General features: G+C 42.9%; 17 protein-coding genes. 6 read left to right on the plus strand and 11 right to left on the minus strand.

Going from position 1 to position 22,655, the window contains the following annotated elements; all coding sequences use genetic code 11:
• Positions 1–253 precede the first annotated feature (253 nt).
• The 5 genes from QLH32_RS09705 to glnK form a co-directional block, all read right to left on the minus strand.
• Positions 254–1,546 (minus strand): DNA adenine methylase, encoded by a 1,293-nt coding sequence (locus QLH32_RS09705; RefSeq protein WP_267981595.1) that lies wholly within the window; start codon positions 1,544–1,546, stop codon positions 254–256.
• Positions 1,543–2,628, minus strand: a complete 1,086-nt coding sequence (gene ribD / locus QLH32_RS09710; RefSeq protein ID WP_283266071.1) for a bifunctional diaminohydroxyphosphoribosylaminopyrimidine deaminase/5-amino-6-(5-phosphoribosylamino)uracil reductase RibD — start codon at positions 2,626–2,628, stop codon at positions 1,543–1,545. Before ribD ends, QLH32_RS09705 begins: the two co-directional genes overlap by 4 nt.
• A 12-nt stretch (positions 2,629–2,640) precedes the next feature.
• Complete coding sequence (gene nrdR / locus QLH32_RS09715; protein ID WP_267981597.1) at positions 2,641–3,105, minus strand: transcriptional regulator NrdR; 465 nt, start codon at positions 3,103–3,105, stop codon at positions 2,641–2,643.
• A 167-nt stretch (positions 3,106–3,272) separates the two neighbouring features.
• On the minus strand, positions 3,273–4,688 hold the full coding sequence (locus QLH32_RS09720) for an ammonium transporter (RefSeq protein WP_283266072.1): 1,416 nt from the start codon (positions 4,686–4,688) through the stop codon (positions 3,273–3,275).
• A gap of 68 nt (positions 4,689–4,756) precedes the next feature.
• Positions 4,757–5,095, minus strand: a complete 339-nt coding sequence (gene glnK / locus QLH32_RS09725) for a P-II family nitrogen regulator (RefSeq protein ID WP_000780326.1) — start codon at positions 5,093–5,095, stop codon at positions 4,757–4,759.
• A gap of 275 nt (positions 5,096–5,370) precedes the next feature.
• Between glnK and QLH32_RS09730 the strand changes: the two genes are divergently transcribed.
• Together QLH32_RS09730 and QLH32_RS09735 are read left to right on the plus strand one after the other, a co-directional pair.
• Positions 5,371–5,598: an accessory factor UbiK family protein gene (locus QLH32_RS09730; protein ID WP_004674247.1), complete on the plus strand. Its 228-nt coding sequence runs from the start codon at positions 5,371–5,373 to the stop codon at positions 5,596–5,598.
• Positions 5,599–5,667: 69 nt separating this feature from the next.
• Complete coding sequence (locus QLH32_RS09735) at positions 5,668–7,155, plus strand: YifB family Mg chelatase-like AAA ATPase (RefSeq protein ID WP_283266073.1); 1,488 nt, start codon at positions 5,668–5,670, stop codon at positions 7,153–7,155.
• 52 nt (positions 7,156–7,207) lie between these two features.
• Here QLH32_RS09735 and QLH32_RS09740 read toward each other — a convergent pair whose 3' ends face one another.
• Both QLH32_RS09740 and QLH32_RS09745 read right to left on the minus strand, forming a co-directional pair.
• Complete coding sequence (locus tag QLH32_RS09740) at positions 7,208–7,972, minus strand: TorF family putative porin (protein WP_267981600.1); 765 nt, start codon at positions 7,970–7,972, stop codon at positions 7,208–7,210.
• Positions 7,973–8,426: 454 nt separating this feature from the next.
• Complete coding sequence (locus QLH32_RS09745; RefSeq protein WP_283266074.1) at positions 8,427–9,194, minus strand: TorF family putative porin; 768 nt, start codon at positions 9,192–9,194, stop codon at positions 8,427–8,429.
• Between the two features lie 735 nt (positions 9,195–9,929).
• Between QLH32_RS09745 and QLH32_RS09750 the strand changes: the two genes are divergently transcribed.
• Positions 9,930–11,216 carry an OprD family outer membrane porin gene (locus tag QLH32_RS09750; protein ID WP_283266075.1) on the plus strand — a complete coding sequence of 429 codons (1,287 nt, stop codon included), beginning with the start codon at positions 9,930–9,932 and terminating at the stop codon, positions 11,214–11,216.
• Between the two features lie 102 nt (positions 11,217–11,318).
• Here the strand turns inward: QLH32_RS09750 and ppa are convergent, their stop codons facing one another.
• The gene (ppa, locus tag QLH32_RS09755) at positions 11,319–11,846 is read right to left on the minus strand and encodes an inorganic diphosphatase (protein ID WP_005060879.1); all 528 of its coding nucleotides are present in this window, start codon (positions 11,844–11,846) and stop codon (positions 11,319–11,321) included.
• A gap of 115 nt (positions 11,847–11,961) precedes the next feature.
• Positions 11,962–12,360 carry an MAPEG family protein gene (locus tag QLH32_RS09760; RefSeq protein ID WP_267981602.1) on the minus strand — a complete coding sequence of 133 codons (399 nt, stop codon included), beginning with the start codon at positions 12,358–12,360 and terminating at the stop codon, positions 11,962–11,964.
• A 717-nt stretch (positions 12,361–13,077) separates the two neighbouring features.
• Here QLH32_RS09760 and QLH32_RS09765 point away from each other — a divergent pair.
• Positions 13,078–13,644 (plus strand): TetR/AcrR family transcriptional regulator, encoded by a 567-nt coding sequence (locus QLH32_RS09765; protein ID WP_283269313.1) that lies wholly within the window; start codon positions 13,078–13,080, stop codon positions 13,642–13,644.
• Positions 13,645–13,941: 297 nt separating this feature from the next.
• Positions 13,942–14,331 carry a hypothetical protein gene (locus QLH32_RS09770; protein WP_283266076.1) on the plus strand — a complete coding sequence of 130 codons (390 nt, stop codon included), beginning with the start codon at positions 13,942–13,944 and terminating at the stop codon, positions 14,329–14,331.
• A gap of 322 nt (positions 14,332–14,653) precedes the next feature.
• Here QLH32_RS09770 and QLH32_RS09775 read toward each other — a convergent pair whose 3' ends face one another.
• Both QLH32_RS09775 and parC read right to left on the minus strand, forming a co-directional pair.
• Positions 14,654–16,333, minus strand: a complete 1,680-nt coding sequence (locus QLH32_RS09775) for an AMP-binding protein (protein ID WP_283266077.1) — start codon at positions 16,331–16,333, stop codon at positions 14,654–14,656.
• 157 nt (positions 16,334–16,490) lie between these two features.
• Entirely contained in the window at positions 16,491–18,710 is a 2,220-nt protein-coding gene (gene parC, locus QLH32_RS09780; RefSeq protein WP_283266078.1) for a DNA topoisomerase IV subunit A, read from the minus strand.
• A 351-nt stretch (positions 18,711–19,061) separates the two neighbouring features.
• Between parC and QLH32_RS09785 the strand changes: the two genes are divergently transcribed.
• Positions 19,062–22,640 carry a hypothetical protein gene (locus QLH32_RS09785; RefSeq protein WP_283266079.1) on the plus strand — a complete coding sequence of 1,193 codons (3,579 nt, stop codon included), beginning with the start codon at positions 19,062–19,064 and terminating at the stop codon, positions 22,638–22,640.
• Positions 22,641–22,655 lie beyond the last annotated feature (15 nt).

Below are 22,655 nucleotides of genomic sequence, written 5' to 3' on the forward strand. Positions count from 1 at the left end.
ATACATCTAAAGAAAAAGAAGCAAGGCAATCTAAAACATATTTAATTAAGACTCTGTTTTTATTTTAATTTTTTTAAAAACCACCAAAAACATAAGATATTAATCTTTAAAACAACCATTTAGAAATGATAGATAATTCACATAAAAACAAATATTTATTGGAAGAATTGATTTAAGTTTGTTGGAAAATGAAAAAATTAGAAATAATCGATTTAGACACCACTTTATTGAGCAAAGTGGTGTCTGTTTAAATTTACCAAAGTGCAAGCTGGGTACTGTTGCCTGTGGTATCCACCCCACCCAATTCAGCAAAGTGATACAACTGCCCCAGAAGTTGTCGCAATGGTGGACCAGACTTGGCATGGGTATCGGTAATCACGATAAATTCCAGTACGCGTGCCCGTTCAGACTGACGTTGTTTACTGACCCGATAGCGAGGAACATCCTGAGTCAGCAATGTGACCTTGCCGCGTTTTAAATTGGCGGTCAGCAGGTCTTTCGGTTCAATATTTCCATCAGTCGAATAACTGGTCAAAATATAGCGGGCATTAATGGTTTCCAATAACTTCTCATACGCCTCTTTGGCATATTTGGATGAGTTATAAGGACTTGGGCGCTGTTTACGCCATGCACGGTCAATACCGCTTTTAAAGCCCTTGGTATCTGGGGAGGGTAAATCGACCTGATCCCATAAGGTCAGCGCATTGAGCACATGGTAATTACTGCTATAGGCATGCTGATTATAGGGTGGGTCGAGATAAGCCACATCCACTTCAAAGCCACTCATTTGATTGGCCAGATGTTGGGCATCCACACACCACATTTCAGCCGCAGGACGCTTCGTATCGCCAATCTCACAGAAACGGCTTGGGGTCAGCCACAGTAAGGATTCAATCCGTTCCAATGCAGTTTGGGTTTTACCTCCCCAGCCCTGATGGAAACTTTTGAATACGCCACTGGTATTACTGACAAAACTAGCCGAATACAAAAGTGGTGCCAACAAGGCACTCATTTCCACATCATTGATTGCACCCTGCGCCTGCCAGGTTGCGATTTGCTGGCGGATCGCATCAATACGCATGCCATTACGGCGTTTAAAGAACAAACGGTCACGTGCTGGATCATACACATCGTCATTGCGTGGACAGAGGTTGTGCGTAACCCAGCCCTTAACTTCAGGCAGACGGTTAAGATAATCAATGGCTTTTTGATAGCCACCCAGTTCCTTAAAGGCAGGCGCATCGACACAGGCCAAAATGGCATGATTAAGCGCATGGCTATAGGGTTCCCAGTCATTGGCTATCACACGATAGCCATTCTGGCGCGCCAAACGAGAGACCACACCACTCCCTGCAAAGAAATCAGCAAAAATCGGTGGGTTCTTTTTCTTGCTATTCAGTGTTCCCGTAATCTCAAGCGCCTCTAAAATAAGGTGCAATAGACGACGCTTATTACCGAGATAGGGAACGAGCTGATGAAAAAGATACTCGTCAGTGGTGCGTGCCGCGTGCCGACGTTTGTGATAAACCGATGGTTCTGGATTCATATCATCTCTTGGATAGGGAGCAATCTCAGGCGAATATCCTGCCCAAGTTGGGTTACATCGACCAACTCAAACCGCAGTTGCTCTGCCATCTGGCTAAATTCAGCATTGAACATAGCGCGGGCAGATTGACCAAGTAAGGTGGGTGCAACATAACTGATCATTTCATCAACCAAACCCTGCTGTAAAAAGGCGGTGGATAAAGTTGCGCCAGCCTCAACCAATACATCATAAATTTGGTATTGTTGAGCTAAGGTCTGCAATAATTGGTTTAAAGGTTGCGGTGGCAATTGTATCACGCCTAAATCGGCAAGTTCCTGACGAAATGGTGTCATCACCATCACTGTTTCAGGATTTTGTAATATCTTTGCAGACAGTGGCAACTGTCCCTGACGGTCTAACACGATACGTTTGGGTTGCACCACAGTCTCAATATCAACCTTGTCCAAGGAACGCACATTGAGTTCGCAGTCATCCACCAGTACCGTTTGAATACCCGTAATCACAGCACCAGAAAATGCTCGCCAATGCTGTACATCCTGTCGGGCAGCCGTACCTGTAATCCATTTTGATTCACCCGACGCCATCGCGGTACGCCCATCCAGACTGGATGCAATTTTCAAACGTACATAAGGCAAGCCTGTGGACATGGCCTTTAAGAAACCGAAATTGAGTGTTTTTGCAAGCGCCTCACAAACACCTATTGCAACCTCAATCCCCGCATCACGCAGGATTTGCACACCTTTCCCTGCCACCAGTGGATTTGGGTCTGAACAGGCAACCACCACTTTCCTGACCTGTGCTTTCACCAAGGCTTCGGCACATGGAGGTGTTCTGCCGTAATGCGAACAGGGTTCCAAAGTCACATAAGCAGTTGCACCTTTGGCATTGCCACCTGCCTGACGCAATGCAAATACTTCCGCATGCGGCTGCCCTGCTTTGGGATGGAAACCCTCTCCAATCAGTTGACCATCCTTGACAATGACACAGCCTACATTCGGATTCGGTTTAGTTGAATATTGTCCAAGCCGAGCCAACTCAATGGCACGTTGCATCCAATATTGATCTGACTTTAATTCCGACATGATTTATCTAACTCAGGTTTCATTTTCACGTTGCTGCATTTGCTCAATCTGACGGCGAAATGCCTCAACATCCTGAAAATCTTGGTAAACAGAGGCAAAGCGAACATAGGCGACATGATCCAGCGCAAACAATGCCTGCATGACAATCTCACCAATGGTTCTCGACTTCACATCCCGCTCACCCAGACGACGAATTTGCGACTGAATATCACTGAGCACCGTTTCAATTTGTTCCTGGGTCACAGGACGCTTTTGCAGGGCATGCATCAATGAGCGGCGGAGTTTTGCCTCATCAAAGGGTTCACTTTTTCCATCTGATTTAATGACACGCGGCATCACCACTTCATAACTCTCAAAGGTGGTAAAACGCTCGCCGCAAACAACACACTCACGGCGACGGCGAATCTGGCAACCTTCAGCAGCCAGACGGGAGTCAATGACTTTACTATCAGCAGCGTTACAAAATGGACAATGCATAGTGGCGCAGTTATTTATCACTTTGCTTAAGTGTAGCAAAGTTTCGGCAATTGCTGAACCTGGGCAAAAGCAGAGCACTGTTTTAATCACAGCATAAGGAAAGCTCAAGGATAAATACATAAAAAAAACAGCCCTGATGGGCTGTTTTGGGATCACTGAATAATCAGTTATTCGATACGTTCGCCATGTTGGCTTAGGTCAAGACCCATACGTTCGTCATCAGCGCTGACACGGATACCAATCACCAGATCAATCACTTTAAGGATAATGAATGTCACCACTGCGCTATATGCGATGGTTGCCAACACACCTTCAACTTGAATCCACAATTGACCTGCAAATGTTGGAGCAAGAACCACACCAGCCGCCTTGATAATTTCATCGCTATAGAAGACACCTGTTAATACGGCACCTACCATACCACCCACAGCGTGTAGACCAAAGGCATCCAATGCATCATCTGCTTTAAGTAGGCGTTTCAGTGCAGTAATCCCCCAGAAGCAAACCACGCCACCGATCAGGCCCATCACCAACGCACCACCGACACCAACGAAACCAGCAGCAGGTGTAATCACAACCAAACCAGCAACCGCACCAGAAGCACCACCAAGAACTGAGGCTTTACCACGAACGACACGCTCAACCACCAACCAGGAGAATGCAGCAGCGGCAGCAGCGACTTGAGTGACCAGGATTGCCATACTTGCACGAGCGCCAGCGCCCAATGCGCTACCACCGTTAAAGCCGAACCAACCCACCCAGATCAGGCTTGCACCCACAACAGTTAAAGTCAGGTTATGCGGCGCCATTGACTCACGGCCCAAGCCTGTACGTTTACCCAGCATATATGCAGCAACCAGACCAGCAACACCTGAGTTGATGTGAACCACTGTACCACCAGCAAAGTCCAGTGCGCCTGCCTTGAATAACCAGCCATCCGCTGCCCAAACCCAGTGTGTGATTGGTGCGTAAACCAGGATCACCCAAACTGCGATGAATGCCATGAATGCTGAATATTTCATACGGTCTGCAATTGAGCCGCTAATAATCGCAACAGTAATAATGGCAAAGGTCATTTGGAAAATAACAAACAGGCTTTCAGGAATGGTTCCACTCAAGGCATCGAATGCAACACCATTCAGCAAGGCTTTCGACAAGTCGCCAAAGTATGCGCCAGTACCAGAGAACGCAAGTGAGTAACCTGCAATCACCCAGATCAAGCTGACCAGAATTGCCGCAGAAAGGCTGAACATCATGGTGCTCAGTACGTTTTTCTTACGTACCATACCACCGTAGAATAAAGCCAAACCTGGAATGGTCATTAACAGAACCAACGCTGTTGAAACCAGAATCCACGCCGTGTCACCTGTATCCACTGTCGGTGCAGCTTCAGCGGCAGGAGCTGCCTCTTCAGTTGCAGGCGCCTCAGCCACCACAGTTTCTGGTGTTGTAGCCGCAGTGTCAGTTGCCGCCATAGTTTGTTCAGCAGCGACTGGTGTAGATGCGGCGTCTTCTGCCCAGACCACAGCAGAGCCACCTAAGAGTGCGCCAGATAGACTGAGCGCCATAAGCATTTTTTTCATTCGTGTCCCCCAACCTTATTTTGTGAGCTATCTGTCTTAATTTCTAACTCAGCAAACTTTATGCCAATTTAGACAGCGTCTGGCCCAGTCTCACCAGTACGAATACGGATGACTTGTTCTAGATTGGTGACAAAGATTTTTCCGTCACCGATTTTTCCTGTGCTTGCGACACGGGTAATTGATTCGATCACCGCATCAACCATTTCATCGCTAATCGCAATTTCAATCTTTACTTTTGGTAGGAAATCAACCACATACTCTGCACCACGGTACAGTTCTGTGTGACCTTTTTGACGCCCGAAACCTTTGACTTCAGTTACGGTAATCCCTTGAACACCAATATCAGAGAGTGCTTCACGCACGTCATCCAATTTGAATGGTTTTACAATTGCAGTTACAAGCTTCATGTTTGTTTTCCTTCGGCTTATTTTCACCAGTAAGGTTTTATGTTCAATTTTCATGCCAATATTTAAAGGTTGGGGGTTTTAAAATACTGGACACAAGCTTTCTTTATAACCTATTTAGCCTTGAAGATGTAGATGCCCAATCGAAAATAAGTTTCAACTGCGACTATTTAGCTAGATTTATCAGTCACTCATCCAGCCATGATGCACAAGGCTATGGGAATGCGGTGAGCAGTGATACACTGGGCAACAAATACCCATAACCGATTGAGCACTTTATGATTGAGACACTTTTACAAGCCATTTTGCAGCAAGTTGACCAGCCGAAAAAAGATTTAGAAAAAAATTTACGCGCCCTCCTGAATGAAAGTATCGAAAAACTGGACCTGGTTTCAAAACAGGAGCTGGATCGTCAGCGAACAGCACTGAATTTGGCCAACCAGCGCTTGAGTGAGTTACAACAGCAAATGAAAACACTTGAAGAAATGGTGCAGAACAAAAAATAAGCACCAACTCAGTGCAACCAATACTGAACAATGACTAAAAATAAAGCACCATGATGGAACAATAACAAAATGTCTTTTGCCAAAATTTATACGAGGGGCTTACTGGGGCTACATGCCCCTCAGATCGAAGTGGAAGTCCATATCAGCTCAGGCCTACCCTCCTTGACCATTGTGGGGTTGCCTGAAGCCGCAGTCCGTGAAAGCAAGGATCGTGTGCGCTCTGCGATTATCAACAGTGGTTTTCTTTTTCCAACCAAGCGCTTAACCATTAATCTGGCACCCGCAGACCTGCCCAAGGATGGTTCCCGTTTAGACTTGCCGATTGCACTGGGTATTCTGATCGCCTCTGGACAGTTACCCGAAAACTGTACCGATGGTTTTGAGTTTATTGGTGAACTTGCACTGGATGGGCATTTACGCCCTGTTTCAGGGACATTGACCATTGCCATGGCTTGCCAGCAGGCACAACATCGCTTGTTACTGCCAACCGCCAATCTTGATGAAGCCAGCCAACTACCTGAATTTGAAGTGTATGCAGCCAATCATTTACAGGAAGTGTGTGCACATTTTCTGGGCAGTTCGCCACTAAAAGCTGCACCACAAAAATCAACTGCGGCATCCTCACGCTATCCATTTGACCTTGCCGATGTCAAAGGACAGTTACGCCCCCGCCGTGCGCTGGAAATTGCCGCGGCAGGTGGACACTCATTATTATTTAAGGGGCCGCCAGGCACAGGTAAAACCCTGCTCGCCTCGCGTTTACCCTCTATTTTGCCGCCATTAAATGCACAGGAAAATTTAGAGGTTGCCAGCATCTACTCAGTTGCAAATGCTCAGCACACTTTCGGGCAGAGGCCGTTTCGCGCACCGCACCATACTGCTTCGGCAATTGCATTGGTTGGGGGTGGCTCACAACCCAAACCAGGTGAAATTACCCTGGCCCATTTAGGTGTGTTATTTTTGGATGAATTGCCTGAGTTTGACCGAAAAGTCCTTGAAGTTTTACGCCAGCCACTTGAGTCTAAAGAAATTGTCATTTCTCGCGCCGCACGGCAAATGACCTTTCCAGCAAACTTCCAGTTTATTGCCGCGATGAATCCCTGTCCCTGTGGCTATGCCTTTAATCAGGACAGTCGCTGCCAATGTTCACCTGAAAGTATCCAGCGCTATCAAAACCGTATTTCTGGCCCATTGCTGGATCGTATTGACCTGCATATTGATGTACCCCCTTTGCAGGCACAGGAATTACAGGAACGGACACCGAGTGAAAACTCTGAAACGGTGCGTCAGCGGGTGATGAAAGCCTATCAACAGCAAATTCAGCGACAGCAATGTTTAAATCAGGCACTTTCACCCACTTTGCTGGAACAATATGCCTGTCTGGATGACAGCTCAAGCAAAATTATTGAGATGGCCCAACAACGCCTGAACCTTTCAGCCCGTGCCTACCATCGGGTGTTAAGGGTGGCACGAACCATTGCGGATTTGGCAGAAAGTGAAATCATTTCAAGTTCGCACTTAACTGAAGCACTGTCTTATCGGGGTAATTCAGCCTAAAATCAGGCCATAAAAAAAGCGACCTTAGAGGTCGCTTTGATTTTTATTGTTATTAGAAAGCGTAAGCCAGTCCCAACACAACCTTGTTCTTTTGTTTGGTGTCAGTACGGTCATAGCCACCCAGGATGTAATCCAGACTCCAGTTTGCACCTGTTTCACCTAAAGCATGAGACAAACCAAGCGTTGCATGACGGAAAGCAAAGGTGTTTTCTGTTTTTGCAGTGAACTCATCATCATCCCCATAATAATAAGCACCAATCTGCGCCTTACCTGTAAAACCAGCAGGCAATGCAGGTGCATAAGTCGCAAGGAAATAAGTGTCGCCCTTATTACCGAAAGTAACGTTGTTGAGTAGCGTTTGAGCCGTTACGGTGAGTTCTTTATAGCTTAGACCCAGGAAAGTTTCATATCCTGTTGATTCCCAGCCAGGATAGTAATAATAAATTGTTCCACCAACCTGATAGCCTAGATCATCTGTGATTTTGCCTTTATAACCTGCATAAAAATCACTTTCAAAAGAATCCCTTGAGTTTGTATCGCTACAGCCATCTGGGTTTAGGCAGGCATATGAATAATCCAGGGTTGAAAACCAATAACCTAGATAGAAGCCATTGTAGCCATAGTCCAGTCCACCCTGTACAGCTGGACCACTATTTTCAGGTGCATTGGTAATGCCACGTAAATTATAGCTGGATACAGCACTAATATTACCTGTGACTTCACCTGGGAATGGAAGCTTACTATCCTCAGCCAAAGCGAAAGTTGACGTTACAGCCATAACACTTAAAGCAACAGCCTTGCATGCAAATTTCATCATATTGATCTCCCCCATATTATAGATGTTCAACTGATTCATATTTTGAATTGCATCACTGTGTAATTAGCAAATGCTGTGCCAGTTTTTATGGAATGCAGGACCTTTAGAAAAAATTTTGTAAAATAATATATTTTCATATTAAATAACAATTAGATATAAAAATTAATTATGATTACCCCTCCTGATAAATTTTAACATTTACTCAGGATTTACCGATATGGTGCAGTAATAATGTGCAGTCATGGAGAATGTTGGCGCATGAAAACGGCGCTTTTTTTTAGCGTTCCTGTGCGCCCTAAAAGTGCAGGAATGCTTTTCCCTATACTGAATGGATCACTCACATTAGGCGAATTTCGGATATAAAAAAAACAGCCAGCATATGTGCTGGCTGTTTTCTTCGCTAGAGGATCTGGCAAACCTTTATAAATAAAAGTTCAACACATCCCTAGCCACATTAGAATGCCTTGGTTAAGGTAAACACCGCACCCGTTTCTGTACCGCGTTTGTATGGTTGGGCATTGGCATCAATATTGGTGCCAATCGCAGCCAATTCAGCAGTCAAGCCAGAAACAGACTTCACGTTATAGGTTAGGCCCACTTTCCAGTCAACATAGGTGTCATCTTCACTGCCGCTGTCGCTAAAGTCGTAGTTATCCACCTTGGTATAGCCAACACTTGCCACACCACCAAAGCCAGCGGCAAACGGCACACTATAGGTTGCATTTACATACCAGCCATTCTCGTCCAGACCAGCAAAGTCATTGGTATAGTTGACTGCTCCCAACAAGCTGTCACCAGAGGTCAATACATCCTTGAATCCAAGTTTCGCGTAAAGCTCAAGCCAATTGATATCTGATGCGCTTGGGTAACCGTAATACCATAGGCCAACATCCAAGGTTGGTTTGCCTGCAAATGGCAGTTCAGTTGCATAGCCAACATATGGGTCTAGCTCAAGATGTGGATCAGCACCACCAAAATTTACATTGGAACCCCAGACACCCGCATAAAGGCCTGATTCATGCGTTAATGCAAAGCCAACTTGCACCGCAGGGTCATTTTGAGTTTGGGTCACACCACGATAACGGTAATCTGAAGTTAAGGCAGCAGTTCCTGCAAAGCTTACACCTGCCTGAGACAGCGCATTCGATTCTTCAGCCATTGCCAAAGTTGAAGCCATCGCCATAACACTTAACGCCACTGCTTTATATGCAAGTTTCATCATTTGATCTCCCCATGATGGATATTTGACTGATTTATGTTTTAAATTGCATCAAAATGTATCTTGCAAAGGCTATGCCAACTCGATAAAAGCCAATAAAATCGCATATTTGTATCATTAAAGGGCTAAAACGCATTTTCACCCTCATTATTTATAAGCTTGATGCAGGATTTTGGCTGAAATTTGAACCATTTAAAGGCACATAAATAAAACCAGACTATTTTTCGCACAAAAACAATGCTTTTTTAACCCATGAAAACCGTTGGAATGATTGAAATTCATATTACAGCCCCTCTCCAGATAAAATGTTCAATAAAAGTGCAGAAAAAGTGGAACAATGCGCCAGATGGAATCTACTGAGATGTAATTCAGCACCAATACCGTTCGTCGGGATGGTGTTTTTCGCCAGCCAAGCTGGGCTATTTTTAACCAAGTAGTAAATAAATAATTAAATTAAAAGAAAAAATACATCAAATAATCACATATTTTAATAAAAATAAATCAAAAAACAATCCATCAAAACCATCATCAAAAATAAATATTAATTCAAATACAATCAAATAATTAAATCAAACAAATGGCGATTTTAAATGGGAAATAAATCACAATATCCTATAAGTATTTTATTTAAAATTAATTAAATTATTTTAATAAAAATCTATCTTTTTTACGCACAACTTATACAATTGGTCAAATTTTCAGTTTCTCTCCCCAAATTTGTTATTTATGAGGCTTAGCATGCCAAAGGCACAGAAACTTATATTGGCGGTTTTGATTAATGCCGCATTGATCTCCTCAACATATGCAAGTGAACAAAGCGAAGCAAAAGGGTTTGTGCAAGATACCCAGGCATCTCTTTTATTACGTAACGGTTATATTTCCCGTGACAAAAAAAATGGTGCTCCAGACACCAGTTCATGGGTACAGTCAGCAATGCTGAATGTTGAATCAGGCTTTACCCCAGGCATCGTGGGTTTTGGTGTCGGTGCGGTAGGCGATTTCTCTTTTAAAATTGGTGACAATGAACATTCTGGCAACAGCATGGTGCCAAGAAAGAATGACAATTCACCTTATGACCAGTGGACCCGTGGTGGTGGTAGCGTGAAGGCGCGTTTCTCAAACACCACTGTACGCTACGGTACACAGGTTCTCGACCTGCCTGTATTGGCAAGCATGACCACGCGTATGGTGCCTGAATACTTTGAAGGGACCTTGATCACCAGCCGTGAAATTAACGGGCTGGAATTAACTGCGGGTAAATTTACCAAGAACCAGCTTCCAGACCAGATCGCCACTGACCAGAACGAATTGGACCGTGCAGTGGTTTGGGGTGCCAAATACAAGGTGAATGATCAGCTCAATACGGCATACTATGGTTTGGACAGTAAAGATACGCTTGAGCGTCATTATGCCAATGTGAACTACAAGCAATCCCTTGCTGACAAAAGCTCACTGACGTATGACCTGAGTGGCTACCACACCAAGTTTGACAAGAATGCCAACACTTACTCTGCCACTGGCCCAGCCAGCGAAGATAAGAAAAACAATATTTGGGCGTTCTCAACCACCTATAACACAGGCCCACACACTGTGATGTTGGCTTACCAACAAAACACGGGTAATGTCGGTTATGACTATGGTCAAAATGCTGACGGTGGACAAAGTATTTACCTGCCGAACTCTTACCTGTCTGACTTTATTGGTAACCGCGAGAAATCGGCCCAGCTTCAATACACCTTTGATTTCTCCGCGCTTGACCTTGCAGGTTTAAGCTGGACATCAGCCTATGTCTATGGTTGGAACATCCATGCGACAGACAACAAGAACAACCTTGTTGATGACAATGCAAAGGAACGTGAGTTCTTCAATCAGGTGTCTTACAAGATTCAAAGCGGTTTCGCAAAAGAGACCAGCTTGAAAGTACGTTATTCACACTACCGTGCCAGCGATGCCTATGACAAGGCATACATCGGTGACACTAATGAATGGCGCCTGTTCCTTGATATTCCAGTGAAACTGTTCTAATTCAATTTAGATCAACTCATAAAAAAACCGCCATTCAATTGAATGGCGGTTTTTTTATGAGCCTGATTTTAGGATGATAAAATCAGGCTTTATCTTTTAAAATTATTTTTTAGCAGCTTCGATTGCTTTCAAAACTTCTTCTTTCGCAACAGCGGCATTTTCCCAACCACTGATTTTCACCCATTTTCCAGGCTCTAAATCTTTATAGTGTGCAAAGAAATGCTCAACCTGACTGATCAACAGCGGAGGAAGATCGGTATATTCCTGAACATCTTTATATAGTGGAGATAACTTCTCGTGTGGAACAGCGATCAGTTTCGCATCGATACCACCGTCATCTTCCATGTTCAGTTTGCCCACTGGACGGCAACGAATCACAGAACCAGCAGCAACAGGATGTGGAGTTACAACAAGCACGTCTAATGGGTCACCATCTTCAGACAATGTATTTGGCACATAACCGTAGTTTGCTGGGTAGAACATTGCTGTACCCATGAAACGGTCTACAAACAACGCATCAGAATCTTTGTCGATTTCATATTTGATTGGCGCTGCGTTTGCAGGAATTTCAATAATGACATAGATGTCGTTTGGTGCGTCTTTACCCGCAGGAATATTGCTATAACTCATATCAACACTCGTTTATATTGTGAAGTCAGATGAAAATCCGACAGATTATAACGTGAATACAAGGAAAATGATGCTAGATATGCTGAGCGCTGGTGAATTTTCTGCCCAACGCTGCTTAGGTCATTTTAATGGTAATCACAAAAAGGAAGATGGGACAAAGTATTGAAAAAAACCAGATGATTGAACGCAAGGTCGCCAGATTGGCCAAATAACATATTCCGTAAATCACCCGAAATACGATGTATGCCCAGCCCAGGGTAAGAATGAATTTCTCTGGCACCACCATATATTCGGCCATCAGTATTGCGGCAATAAACAGGGGCAGGCTTTCAAAACTGTTTTGCTGCACCGCATTGGCTCTGGCCGCCAGACCTGTGGTCTTGGCTAGAAACTCACGCGGATTCTGGTTATCCTTTGCCTGAAAACCACCTTTTGATTTTGCAATCAGGGTAAAAACATACGGCAACAAACATGCGACGATAATAATCAATATAATGCCGCTAATACCTTGCATGCTCACATCCATCATTTGAAGTTCTTCTGATCATGCTATCATAACTCATAATCTATCGAATTTTCATTTGTGCTTGTTCACCAAGTGTTTCTTTTATATAGTCTGAAAACGTCATCTGCAAGTGTTTATGCTCCTTTGCGGTAGAACGAGATTGGGACACTTTCGGGTGTGCTGGAGTCTAAACCAGTCTGCTAACCCTCTTTCGTTCTGCCACCCTATTTAATCATCTGAGTTCGATATAAAATCCTTGATGAAATATAATACTCGGACACTTCATCCGCAACGGTTTGGGGCAAGACTTCAAGTGTCTATAGCCGTGCCTCCTTTGCGGTAGAACGGATGAGGGACGCGTTCACGCGTGCTGGTTCTGTATGCCCAGTCTGTCAACCCTCTTTCGTTCTGCCACCATAATCAGGCAATGGTTTGGTAGAACTTCTATTTTTATTTAGGGGTTTAGTATGCGCACCATTTCTGCTTTTTCATCGGCAATCATTGCCAAAGCCTTTATTCCCATACATTCCAGCAAACCTTTCATGCTGTTTGATCGTCTATAGGTTTTACAAACTTTAGATCAGACCAACTAAAAAATCATATCAACAATAAAGCATGTGAGATGGCTAAGGCACAGTCTTGTCTATTTTCTACGTTCCTGAAAAGACACTGATGTTTTGATCTCATGTATATACAACAAAAAAACTTATGTTCGGTGGTGTGCTTATACCAAATTTGCAAATCTCCTCACGAGCCTTGTCAGTGCTTGATTACTCAAGAAATCTTTTTAACTTGTATGGATTTCAAGAGGTGGGTGTGGATCGGATTATTAGGGAAACCAATGTGGCGAAAGCAACGTTTTATCGTTATTTTCAGTCCAAAGAAAAACTTATAGAACTGTGCCTTGTTTTTCAAAAAGAAACTCTGGAAGAAAAAATCAGCAATATTAAGACGGCTTATCGTCATTCAAATGTGGTTGACCAGTTGAGGAAAATCTATCTGCTCCATGTTGATTTAAATGGCCCCTATCATTTGCTGTTTAAGGCTATTTTTGAGCTCGAGAAGTTATATCCCAACGCCTATCAAATTGTTATTGAATATAGAACATGGCTACTGGAGCAAATCTGGTCTTTACTGTTAAAAATCAAAACTAGCGCCACAATGGAGGATGCAGCGATATTTTTATTCATTATTGATGGTTCTATTATTGATGGGTCTATTGTTGAACTTTTAAGAATGAATTGGGGCGAGAGACAAGATAGCCTGCTGGATTATTTCCTGCTGATGATCTGATTCTGGTGCATAAAAAAAATGCAATGCCGCTTTACCTGTACAAAAATATTTAATCTTGTATATTCCCTCGTGTAGTGGTGAGTGATCACTACACACAAATTGTAGAGTTTGTAACTCAGAAAGAATATACAATTTGCCCTATTCCTCACACAACCCTGAACCTTAGCAAAGCACTTTGATGCTGTATTGATAAGATGAGAGGATGGTGGATGGGATAAATTAAGTGTAGCTGAATGCAAGGTTACTTGTTTTCTTTGTGTAGAAGTGGTGTTTTTCATACTGTTTTAAGGTCAAGTTATGCAACCTCAAGATCAAAAAGAAATGTTTGATGTTCTGGCCCAACAACGACAGCATCAGCTTTTGGTTGATCGCGCGCTGAAAGTGGTCCTGCCTATTATGGCATTTCTGCTAAGCGTGATTTGTGCCAACTTAAACTGGCAGTCTACCTTGGGAACTTTTGTGGTGCTGACCATTGCCTTTTATGCGGTGGGGATTCAGCGTTTCACTCTTTGGCACTGGCTACTGGTGATTGTGCTGTATGTCTTTGCCGATAATTATTTTAGCTTTAATGGAATCGACCCGAGCCGTTTACGCTTTCAGCTTTCCACCATGCTGGTGTTTGTAGGAATTGTGGGTATTGGCCGCCCTTATATTGATCGCTGGTTAATGAAATCTAATCATAAATAACCTGAGTTAGGCTTCAAGACTTCTCTAACTTATTGGAAAAATTCTTGGTGGAATCTTGCCGAGTGCTCATCCAATTTCAGGATCAACCTGCGGCTCGCCTTACTTTGGTTTCGCCCAAAGTAAGCAAAGGCATTGTCATCCGCAAAACTCGTTGACTACCATCAGCTAATTAATGAATCGCAGAAACAATACTTTATTAACGGAGTCCTGTCTCAAACAATTGCGGATGACGTTTCCGAGTATCATATTTCACTTAGAATTTTATATTTAACTCAGATTAAATAAAAAAACGCCGCAATTGCGGCGTTTTTTACAGCACAGCTTAAGCTGGTTTACGTAAATCTTTACGCAGGATTTTACCAACGTTTGATTTAGGCAATTCATCCATAAACTCAACATAACGTGGGCACTTGTAGCCAGTTAGGTTTTGTTTTGCATAAGCAAGCACTTCTTCAGTGGTTAAAGATGGATCTTTCTTCACAATGAACAACTTCGGCACTTCGCCTGATTTTTCATCTGGAACACCAATTGCAGCCACTTCCAATACTTTCGGATGTTTTGCAATCACTTCTTCAATTTCACTTGGGTAAACGTTGAAGCCAGATACCAAGATCATGTCTTTCTTACGGTCTACAATCTTGAAGTAACCGCGTGTGTCCATGACACCGACATCGCCAGTACGGAAGAAACCATCTTTCGTCATGACTTTTTCAGTTTCATCAGGACGGTTCCAGTAGCCTTTCATGACTTGAGGGCCACGAATCGAGATTTCACCCTGTTCGCCCTGAGCAACTTCATTACCATCATCATCAAGCAATGCAACTTCGGTCAACGGCAATGGAATACCAATTGTGCCACTGAACTCCGTGGTTGCTGGTGGGTTTGCTGTTGCAACTGGTGAAGTTTCAGACAAGCCATAACCTTCAATGATGATGGTGCCTGTCACTTTTTTCCACGCTTCAGCAGTCGATGGCAATACTGCCATACCACCACCCATCGCCATCTTCAATTTGCTATGGTCAAGCTGCTTGAACTCTTCGTTATTCACCAAGGCATTGAACAATGTGTTCACTGCTGGGAAGAATGAAGGCTGGTATTTACGCAACTCGCCCACAACCGCTGGAAGATCACGCGGGTTAGGAATCAGGATATTGGCCTGACCTTTATACATCCCATACATGGCACACACCATGAATGCAAAGATGTGGTAAAGCGGCAATGCACACACAATACGGTCTTCTTTGGTGCCATCACCTTCACCAAACTTGCTTGAGAAGATGGCTTCACATTGTAATAAGTTTGATACAAGGTTACGGTGAGTCAACTCAGCGCCTTTTGAAACACCTGTTGTACCACCCGTATATTGAAGTACAGCCGTGTCGCTTAAAGTCAGGCTTGGACGCTTGTAGTTGCTTGGGCTGACTTTGTTCAACGCAGTGTTGAACTTCACATGGCCAGGGATGCTCCATGCTGGAATTTGCTTACGAACCTTGCGTAAAACAAAGTTTACGATGGTGCCTTTAAGCGTACCCAACATATCCCCTACAGAGGCAACAATCACATGCTTCACAGGTGTTTTGCCAATGATGCTTTGATATACGCTGGCAAAGTTTTCAATGATCACCAGTGCTTCAGCACCTGAGTCATTTAACTGATGCTCAAGCTCACGCGCTGTATAGAGCGGATTCACGTTCACAAGTACCAGACCTGCACGGAACACACCCAATGCCACCACTGGATACTGGAATACGTTCGGCATCATCACCGCAACACGCGATCCTTTTGCCAAACCAAGGCTTTGTAGGTAGGTTGCGAATTTACGGCTAGCGACTTCTAATTCATTATACGTTAAAACTTTATCCATAAAGATAAAGGCATCACGTGAACCAAATTTTTGGAAATTGCGTTCAAAAATATCAACAAGTGAGGTGTTTTCAGCAGGCAGTGCAACTGTTTCTGGAATTCCTGTCTTTTGGTATTCAGCAAACCAAATCTTTTCCATAATGCCATTATCTCCGAGTGGTAATCCTTAAAAATGTAACAACGTTACTTTCCATGACAAAACATTTTTTTTAACTTTTTGAATTGCCCTGTCAACCTATTCAAACAATATGAATACATTGTCATATATAACGTATTTGTATTACAGAATACTAGCCTTATCTCTGAATGAAGAGTCTATTTGCTTTTTGGTATCCCCGTGGTAAAAGTTGCCCCTTTGTTGCTCTTTTTCCTATATATTTTTGGAGATCATCCCCTTTCAGTTTTAAGTGCTGTTGTCCTGCAGCGACTTGGATTATTTCATCTAACGTCAGGGTTGTCATGGATAAAATCTGCTCTTTTTCCTCAAGTTGTATCAACTTGTTACCTTTTCCTTTGTTCAGGACAGGCAGTTCGGCCAAGTCAATAATCAGTAAACGGCCTGATGAACTCAGGATTGCGGCATGGGTGGCCTGCTGAATTGGAAGCAATGGCAAGGCGGTCGCCTTGTCTGCAACAGTTAAGAACGCTTTACCTGCCTTGGCGTTGGTATCCAACTGTGCGGCCTGGGTTTTAAAGCCATAGCCATTTGAACTGACGGCAAGCAGCTCACTGTTATCATCCTCAATAAAGACCTGAATAAAGGATACGCCACTTGCTGGCGCAAGTTTGGAACTCAGGGGTTCACCCAAACCACGTGCCGATGGCAAACTGCTGATTGGCAAGGCATAGCTACGCCCTGTCTCATCAAGGAAATACACCCTCTGATTGGTTTTACCCACAGCATGGCTCAAGTATTGGTCACCTGCACGATAATTCAGGTTGGCCGCATCAACTTCCGCACCTTTGGCGGCACGTACCCACCCAGCCTCAGACAACACCACCGTCACGGTTTCGGCAGGCATTAAATCCTGTTCCTTAATCTGGACGGCATCCGCACGCGCAACGATTGGAGAACGTCGGTCATCACCAAACTTTTTCGCATCTTCTTTCAGTTCATTGATAATCAGGCTTTTCAATGATTCTGGATTTGCCAGTTGTTCACGGATAATGGCTGCTTTTGCCTCCAACTCCTCCTGCTCGCGGCGGATTTCCATTTCTTCAAGCTTGGCCAAATGGCGAAGTTTGAGTTCCAGAATGGCTTCGGCCTGAATGTCATCAATACCAAAATGCTGCATCAACACAGGTTTCGGCTGGTCTTCCTCACGGATGATGCGAATCACGGTATCAATATCAAGGTAGGCAATTAAAAGACCTGCCAGGATATGCAAACGTTTTTCGATTTTATTTAAATGATATTGCAAACGGCGGGTGACGGTTTGCTTACGAATCTCGATCCATTCCAATAAAATACGGCGAATAGATTTCACCTGCGGACGACCATCGGCCCCAATCATGTTGAGGTTAACGCGATAGCTTGATTCTAAATCTGTCGTTGCAAATAAATGGCTCATCACTGTTTCCGCATCGACACGATTAGATCGCAATACAATGACTAAACGCGTTGGATTTCGATGATCCGACTCATCACGAATATCTGCGACCAGAGGTAACTTCTTCGCAATCATCTGGTCGGCAATTTGAGTCACAACTTTAGAGCCTGAAACCTGATATGGAAGCTCCGTAATCACGATTTCATTTTTTTCTACTGTATACACCGCACGTGCCCGATAGCTACCTCGCCCTGTGGTTTGAATCTTTAACAACTCTTCAGGCGGGGTAATGATTTCAGCTTTGGTCGGTAAGTCTGGTGCAGGAATATATTCCGCCAGTTTTTCATCGGTGGTTTCAGGGTTACGAATCAGCGCAATCGTCCCTTTCACCACCTCACGTAAATTATGTGGTGGAATATCGGTTGCCATACCCACTGCAATACCTGTCGTACCATTGAGTAGAATATTGGGAATACGGGCGGGTAAAGTGATTGGTTCTTTCATCGAACCATCAAAGTTGTCCTGCCATTCACTGGTGCCCTGTCCCAACTCGCTCAGCAACAGTTCACTGTAGGCAGAAAGTTTGGCTTCGGTATAACGCATTGCCGCAAATGATTTTGGATCATCAGGCGAACCCCAGTTGCCCTGTCCTTCAATCAGTGGATAGCGATAGCTAAATGGCTGTGCCATCAACACCATCGCCTCATAACAGGCAGAGTCACCATGCGGATGATATTTACCGAGTACATCACCCACGGTACGTGCAGACTTCTTTGGCTTGCCTGTTGACTTCAAGCCCAGCTCGCTCATGGCATAAACAATACGGCGCTGTACGGGTTTTAGGCCATCACTGATATGTGGCAGTGCACGGTCCATAATCACGTACATGGCATAATTGAGGTAAGCTTGTTCTGTGAATTCGGCTACGGAGCGGTTTTCTGTTGCATGATGTGCAAGGCTGGTCATATCAGCAAGTCATCCAAAATCATTGTTATCGTCAATGCCTTGTATGCTATGACGGAGAAGCTGATGTGACAAGCGTTTGTTGTTGTTTATGCGTCAAGTGGTGTCTTTTTAAAACCAATCAGAATATAAAACTTAAGATAAGAATTTCTATTAATTTACTGTCACAAAATCGTCATCAAAACGTCACATCGCCTATTTATATTATTAATCTTAATTCTAAAAACCAAATAAATAATATAGCGATGAATATTTGGTTTATTTAGATTTCAGGAAAAATTTAATACTCTTAATTTTATTTACAGAGTTATTCACCAAAGTAGATTTTAGTAATATTCTGTGAAGGAAGTTCGAATGAAAAATATTTTATATTACTTAGAGCCACATATTGAGCTAAATGATTCTTTATTTAGGTTTTCAAGTTTAAAAAGTATTTTACTTCCAGAAATAAAGGCATTAAAGCAAGCCCACCCAGATTTAAATATAAAAATTATTGTAAGTGATATTATTGCTCATGAACTTGAAGATCAAAAAATCGAGCATGATTATGTTGACCTGATTATAGTCCCCATTGAAAAGCTTTTATCACTAAACGGGCAATCATATGAACTGTCCATGATGTGGCAAAGTGGTCAGTATAGCCATCAGACACTGAACAAATACTCAACATTTTATAAAAAACTGATTGGCAAGCACTTTCAACCAGACCTGATTCTATCCTATGAGTCACCTGCGCCCTTTCTCAATAGGGCTTATCCAGAAGCAGTCTTACTCAACCTGATGTTTGGTGCATTCTCCAGGGCACCTTACCCAGCGATGTTTACAGCTGATCCATTTGGCTTATTTGGCAACGCCTTTGCATCTAAATTTAAAGAGCAAATACAAAAAGCTACTTTATCCAGTCAGGAAAAACATGTCCTGACACGTTTCCGTAGAGAAGTCACTAAAAGCCTCTCAACTTATTTGCCCTTAAAGAAACAAGTTGATGATATTATTTCGAAGTTTGATTCAGTTATTCTATTTGCATGTCAAATTGATAATTATTTTGCCTATAATGGATGTGTTGACGGTCAAAGCCAACTCAGTATACTAGAGAATACTTTATTAAAAACACCAGATAATATTGGTGTGGTGGTGACTGAACATGGCTATAGCAGACAAATATCAGATGATCTCGTTGTTAAGCTAAAAAATAAATATCCCAACTTTATTTATTTAGAAGAAAAAATCAATGGGGCCTCACAGTTTTTAATTCCATATTTGGATGGTGTGGTTACCGTTTCTTCATCTCTTGGTTATCAGGCGGCCCTCTGGAAAAAACCATTATTTGTGGTGGGTTCCTCCCATTTAAATGTGCTTGCCTACAGTTCCCATTATGCAACATTCTGTGGAAAGGTTTTACGTCAGGAACAGTCTAGTAAAGATGCTGAACTCTATTATCTTCTCTCCCATTTAAACTTTTCATATCGTTCTGAAGTTTTTGCTGATGGCGCCAAATATCTTGAGATACTGACCCGCATCGCATCTGCATATCGTCTTTCGGAAGCTGGTTTTGATACATTCGCCCACCAAAAATCCCCAGAAGAAGTTGAGGCAATGCTGATAGGCGATTTTCGTGGCTGGTTACTGAAACAAGAGTCAGAGAAGTATAAAGACCGAATTTCTCCAGATTATTTACGTATCAGTATTTCGGAATGCAAGGCTGTTTCATTTGATTTATTTGATACCTTGGCCGAACGTGACTTTGCAGAGCCGCATGAATTATTCCTGTTCATTGAACCTAGGGTTAGAAAATATCTAAATAATAAAAATTTTATGTTTCATTACTTTAGGAAGCAGGCTGAGGCTGATGTCCGCAGGCCTACCCATGGCGAATTCGAAGTCACGCTGGATCAAATCTATGAGAAATTCCAAGAAATTACGGGCCTTGGCACTGAAAAGGTCACGCAGATTAAGCAGATGGAAATCGATGCGGAAATTGCATTGGTGCACCCTAAACGAAAAATGCTGAAAGAGTATAATTTTGCCAGTTTGCTTGTTGAAAAACGCTCCATTATTACTGATATTTATCATGACCGTACTGTCATTGAAACCATTCTAAAGAAAATCAAGGTCAACCGTTATGCTTCCTTATGGATCTCTGCGGAAACCAAAACAAGAAAGCATAATGGAACTTTATATCCAGAGTATATTGACTGGATTCAAACGGCATTGAAACAAAAGGTTCCTGCCTCACGCTTATTGCATGTGGGTGACAATCGAATTGCCGATGGTGATATGGCCAAAAAATATGGCATGAAAACCTATATATTCCCTAAGGCATTGGATAATTTTAAGGAGTCTAGGTTAGGTAAAGAGTTTCTGCTTCCTGCCCATAAAATGGGAGGTATTTCCACCTCGGTCATGGCGGGAATATTTGCCAACAAATTTTACTCTGCGGTCTGGAACAGAAAAAATACTAAAAGTTTCTACAGTGCAGATCCATATCAATATGGTTTCACTACACTGGGACCACTGGTTTTGGGTTTTGTACAATGGCTATATCATCGGGCCAAGCTTCATAACATCAATCACCTCTATTTCCTTGCCAGAGATGGGTGGGTGCTCAAAAAAGCATATGATGATTTATATAAAGATGTTAAGGATGCACCGAAATCATACTATCTATATTGCTCTCGCAGAGCGGTGATGGTGCCCTCCATTCTTTCTGAAGACTGTATTTATGAACTGGTTGACCAGAATTTCAATGCCAGAAGTATAGAAAGCCTATTAGACAGTCGTTTCGGCTTAAGCTGGAATGAGATTCCATCCGAAATCACAAAACAATATGGCTATAAACGCAATGATATTGTGAGTCCTTATTATGAACAGCCTAAACTTAAAAAGTTCCTAACGGCAATTTCAGAAACCATCTTGGCGAAAGCCCAAACAGAACGAGAAGACTATATTGATTATTTAAACAGTCTGAACTTCATTGAAAATGCAAAGAATAAGGATTGTGCCGTAGTCGATATTGGTTATAGCGGTTCCATGCAGATGTATCTGAAAAAAATGTTGGGTTTGGAAACACTGGCTGGATACTATTACCTGACCCACCATCATTCCCGTGATGTATTTAGAAAAGATATCTTTGAAGGTTATCTGCAAAATCTTGACGATCATAAAATCGGTTTTAGACATTCCCTGAATGACCACGTTTTTATCTTTGAATCAGCATTAAGCTCGCCTGAAGGTAGCCTGCTTTCTATTCGGGGCAAAGGAAAAGAACGTAAATTCATCTTTTTACATGCCGAAGAGGAAGAAAGACGACAATACCTGGTCAATGCCATACATCGTGGTTCAGATGATTTTATCCAGCATTTTGTCAACCGTTTTGGTCATTATGCCTACGACTATGAAATTTCCCCATTGCTGTCCTCAGCACTGATCTTCAAGTTTTCAAGCCAGCCAACAGGACTTGATGCAAGTATGTTTGTCAACTTTGAGGTGGAAAATCTATTTGGTGGGGGTTCAGTCTGCCTGATTGCAGAACCACCAGCCAAGGTTGGTTTAACAAATGATTTGGTGAATCAGCTGGTGGATCGTTCAAAATGGAAATTTGGAGCCAGGACCTACTATAACTATTTAATCAATCCAAATGCTGAACAGCCTCAAGTTGTAGCCAAGGTAACCCTAAAAGATGGAGGCCAGTCTCAACTTGTCAATGTCACCCGCATGAATCCACCTTTGACCTGGACTGAAAAAGCCAGAGCTGTTGTGAATTTGAGCGAAGACCATTTCAATAAAAAATTGGCAAAACTTTCAAGAAATCCCTATCAGTTTTTTGCCGATGCTAAAAACCCAAATGTACAGGTCTTTAAAGAGTTATTTGATGAACAACATGAAATGGGCCGTTTTGCCAAAAAAGTCGTTAGACGTATGATTGGACGCTGAACCAGACAATTGCGA

It is taken from the genome of Acinetobacter corruptisaponis, from assembly GCF_030053775.1.
In the GTDB taxonomy this organism is placed as follows: domain Bacteria; phylum Pseudomonadota; class Gammaproteobacteria; order Pseudomonadales; family Moraxellaceae; genus Acinetobacter; species Acinetobacter corruptisaponis.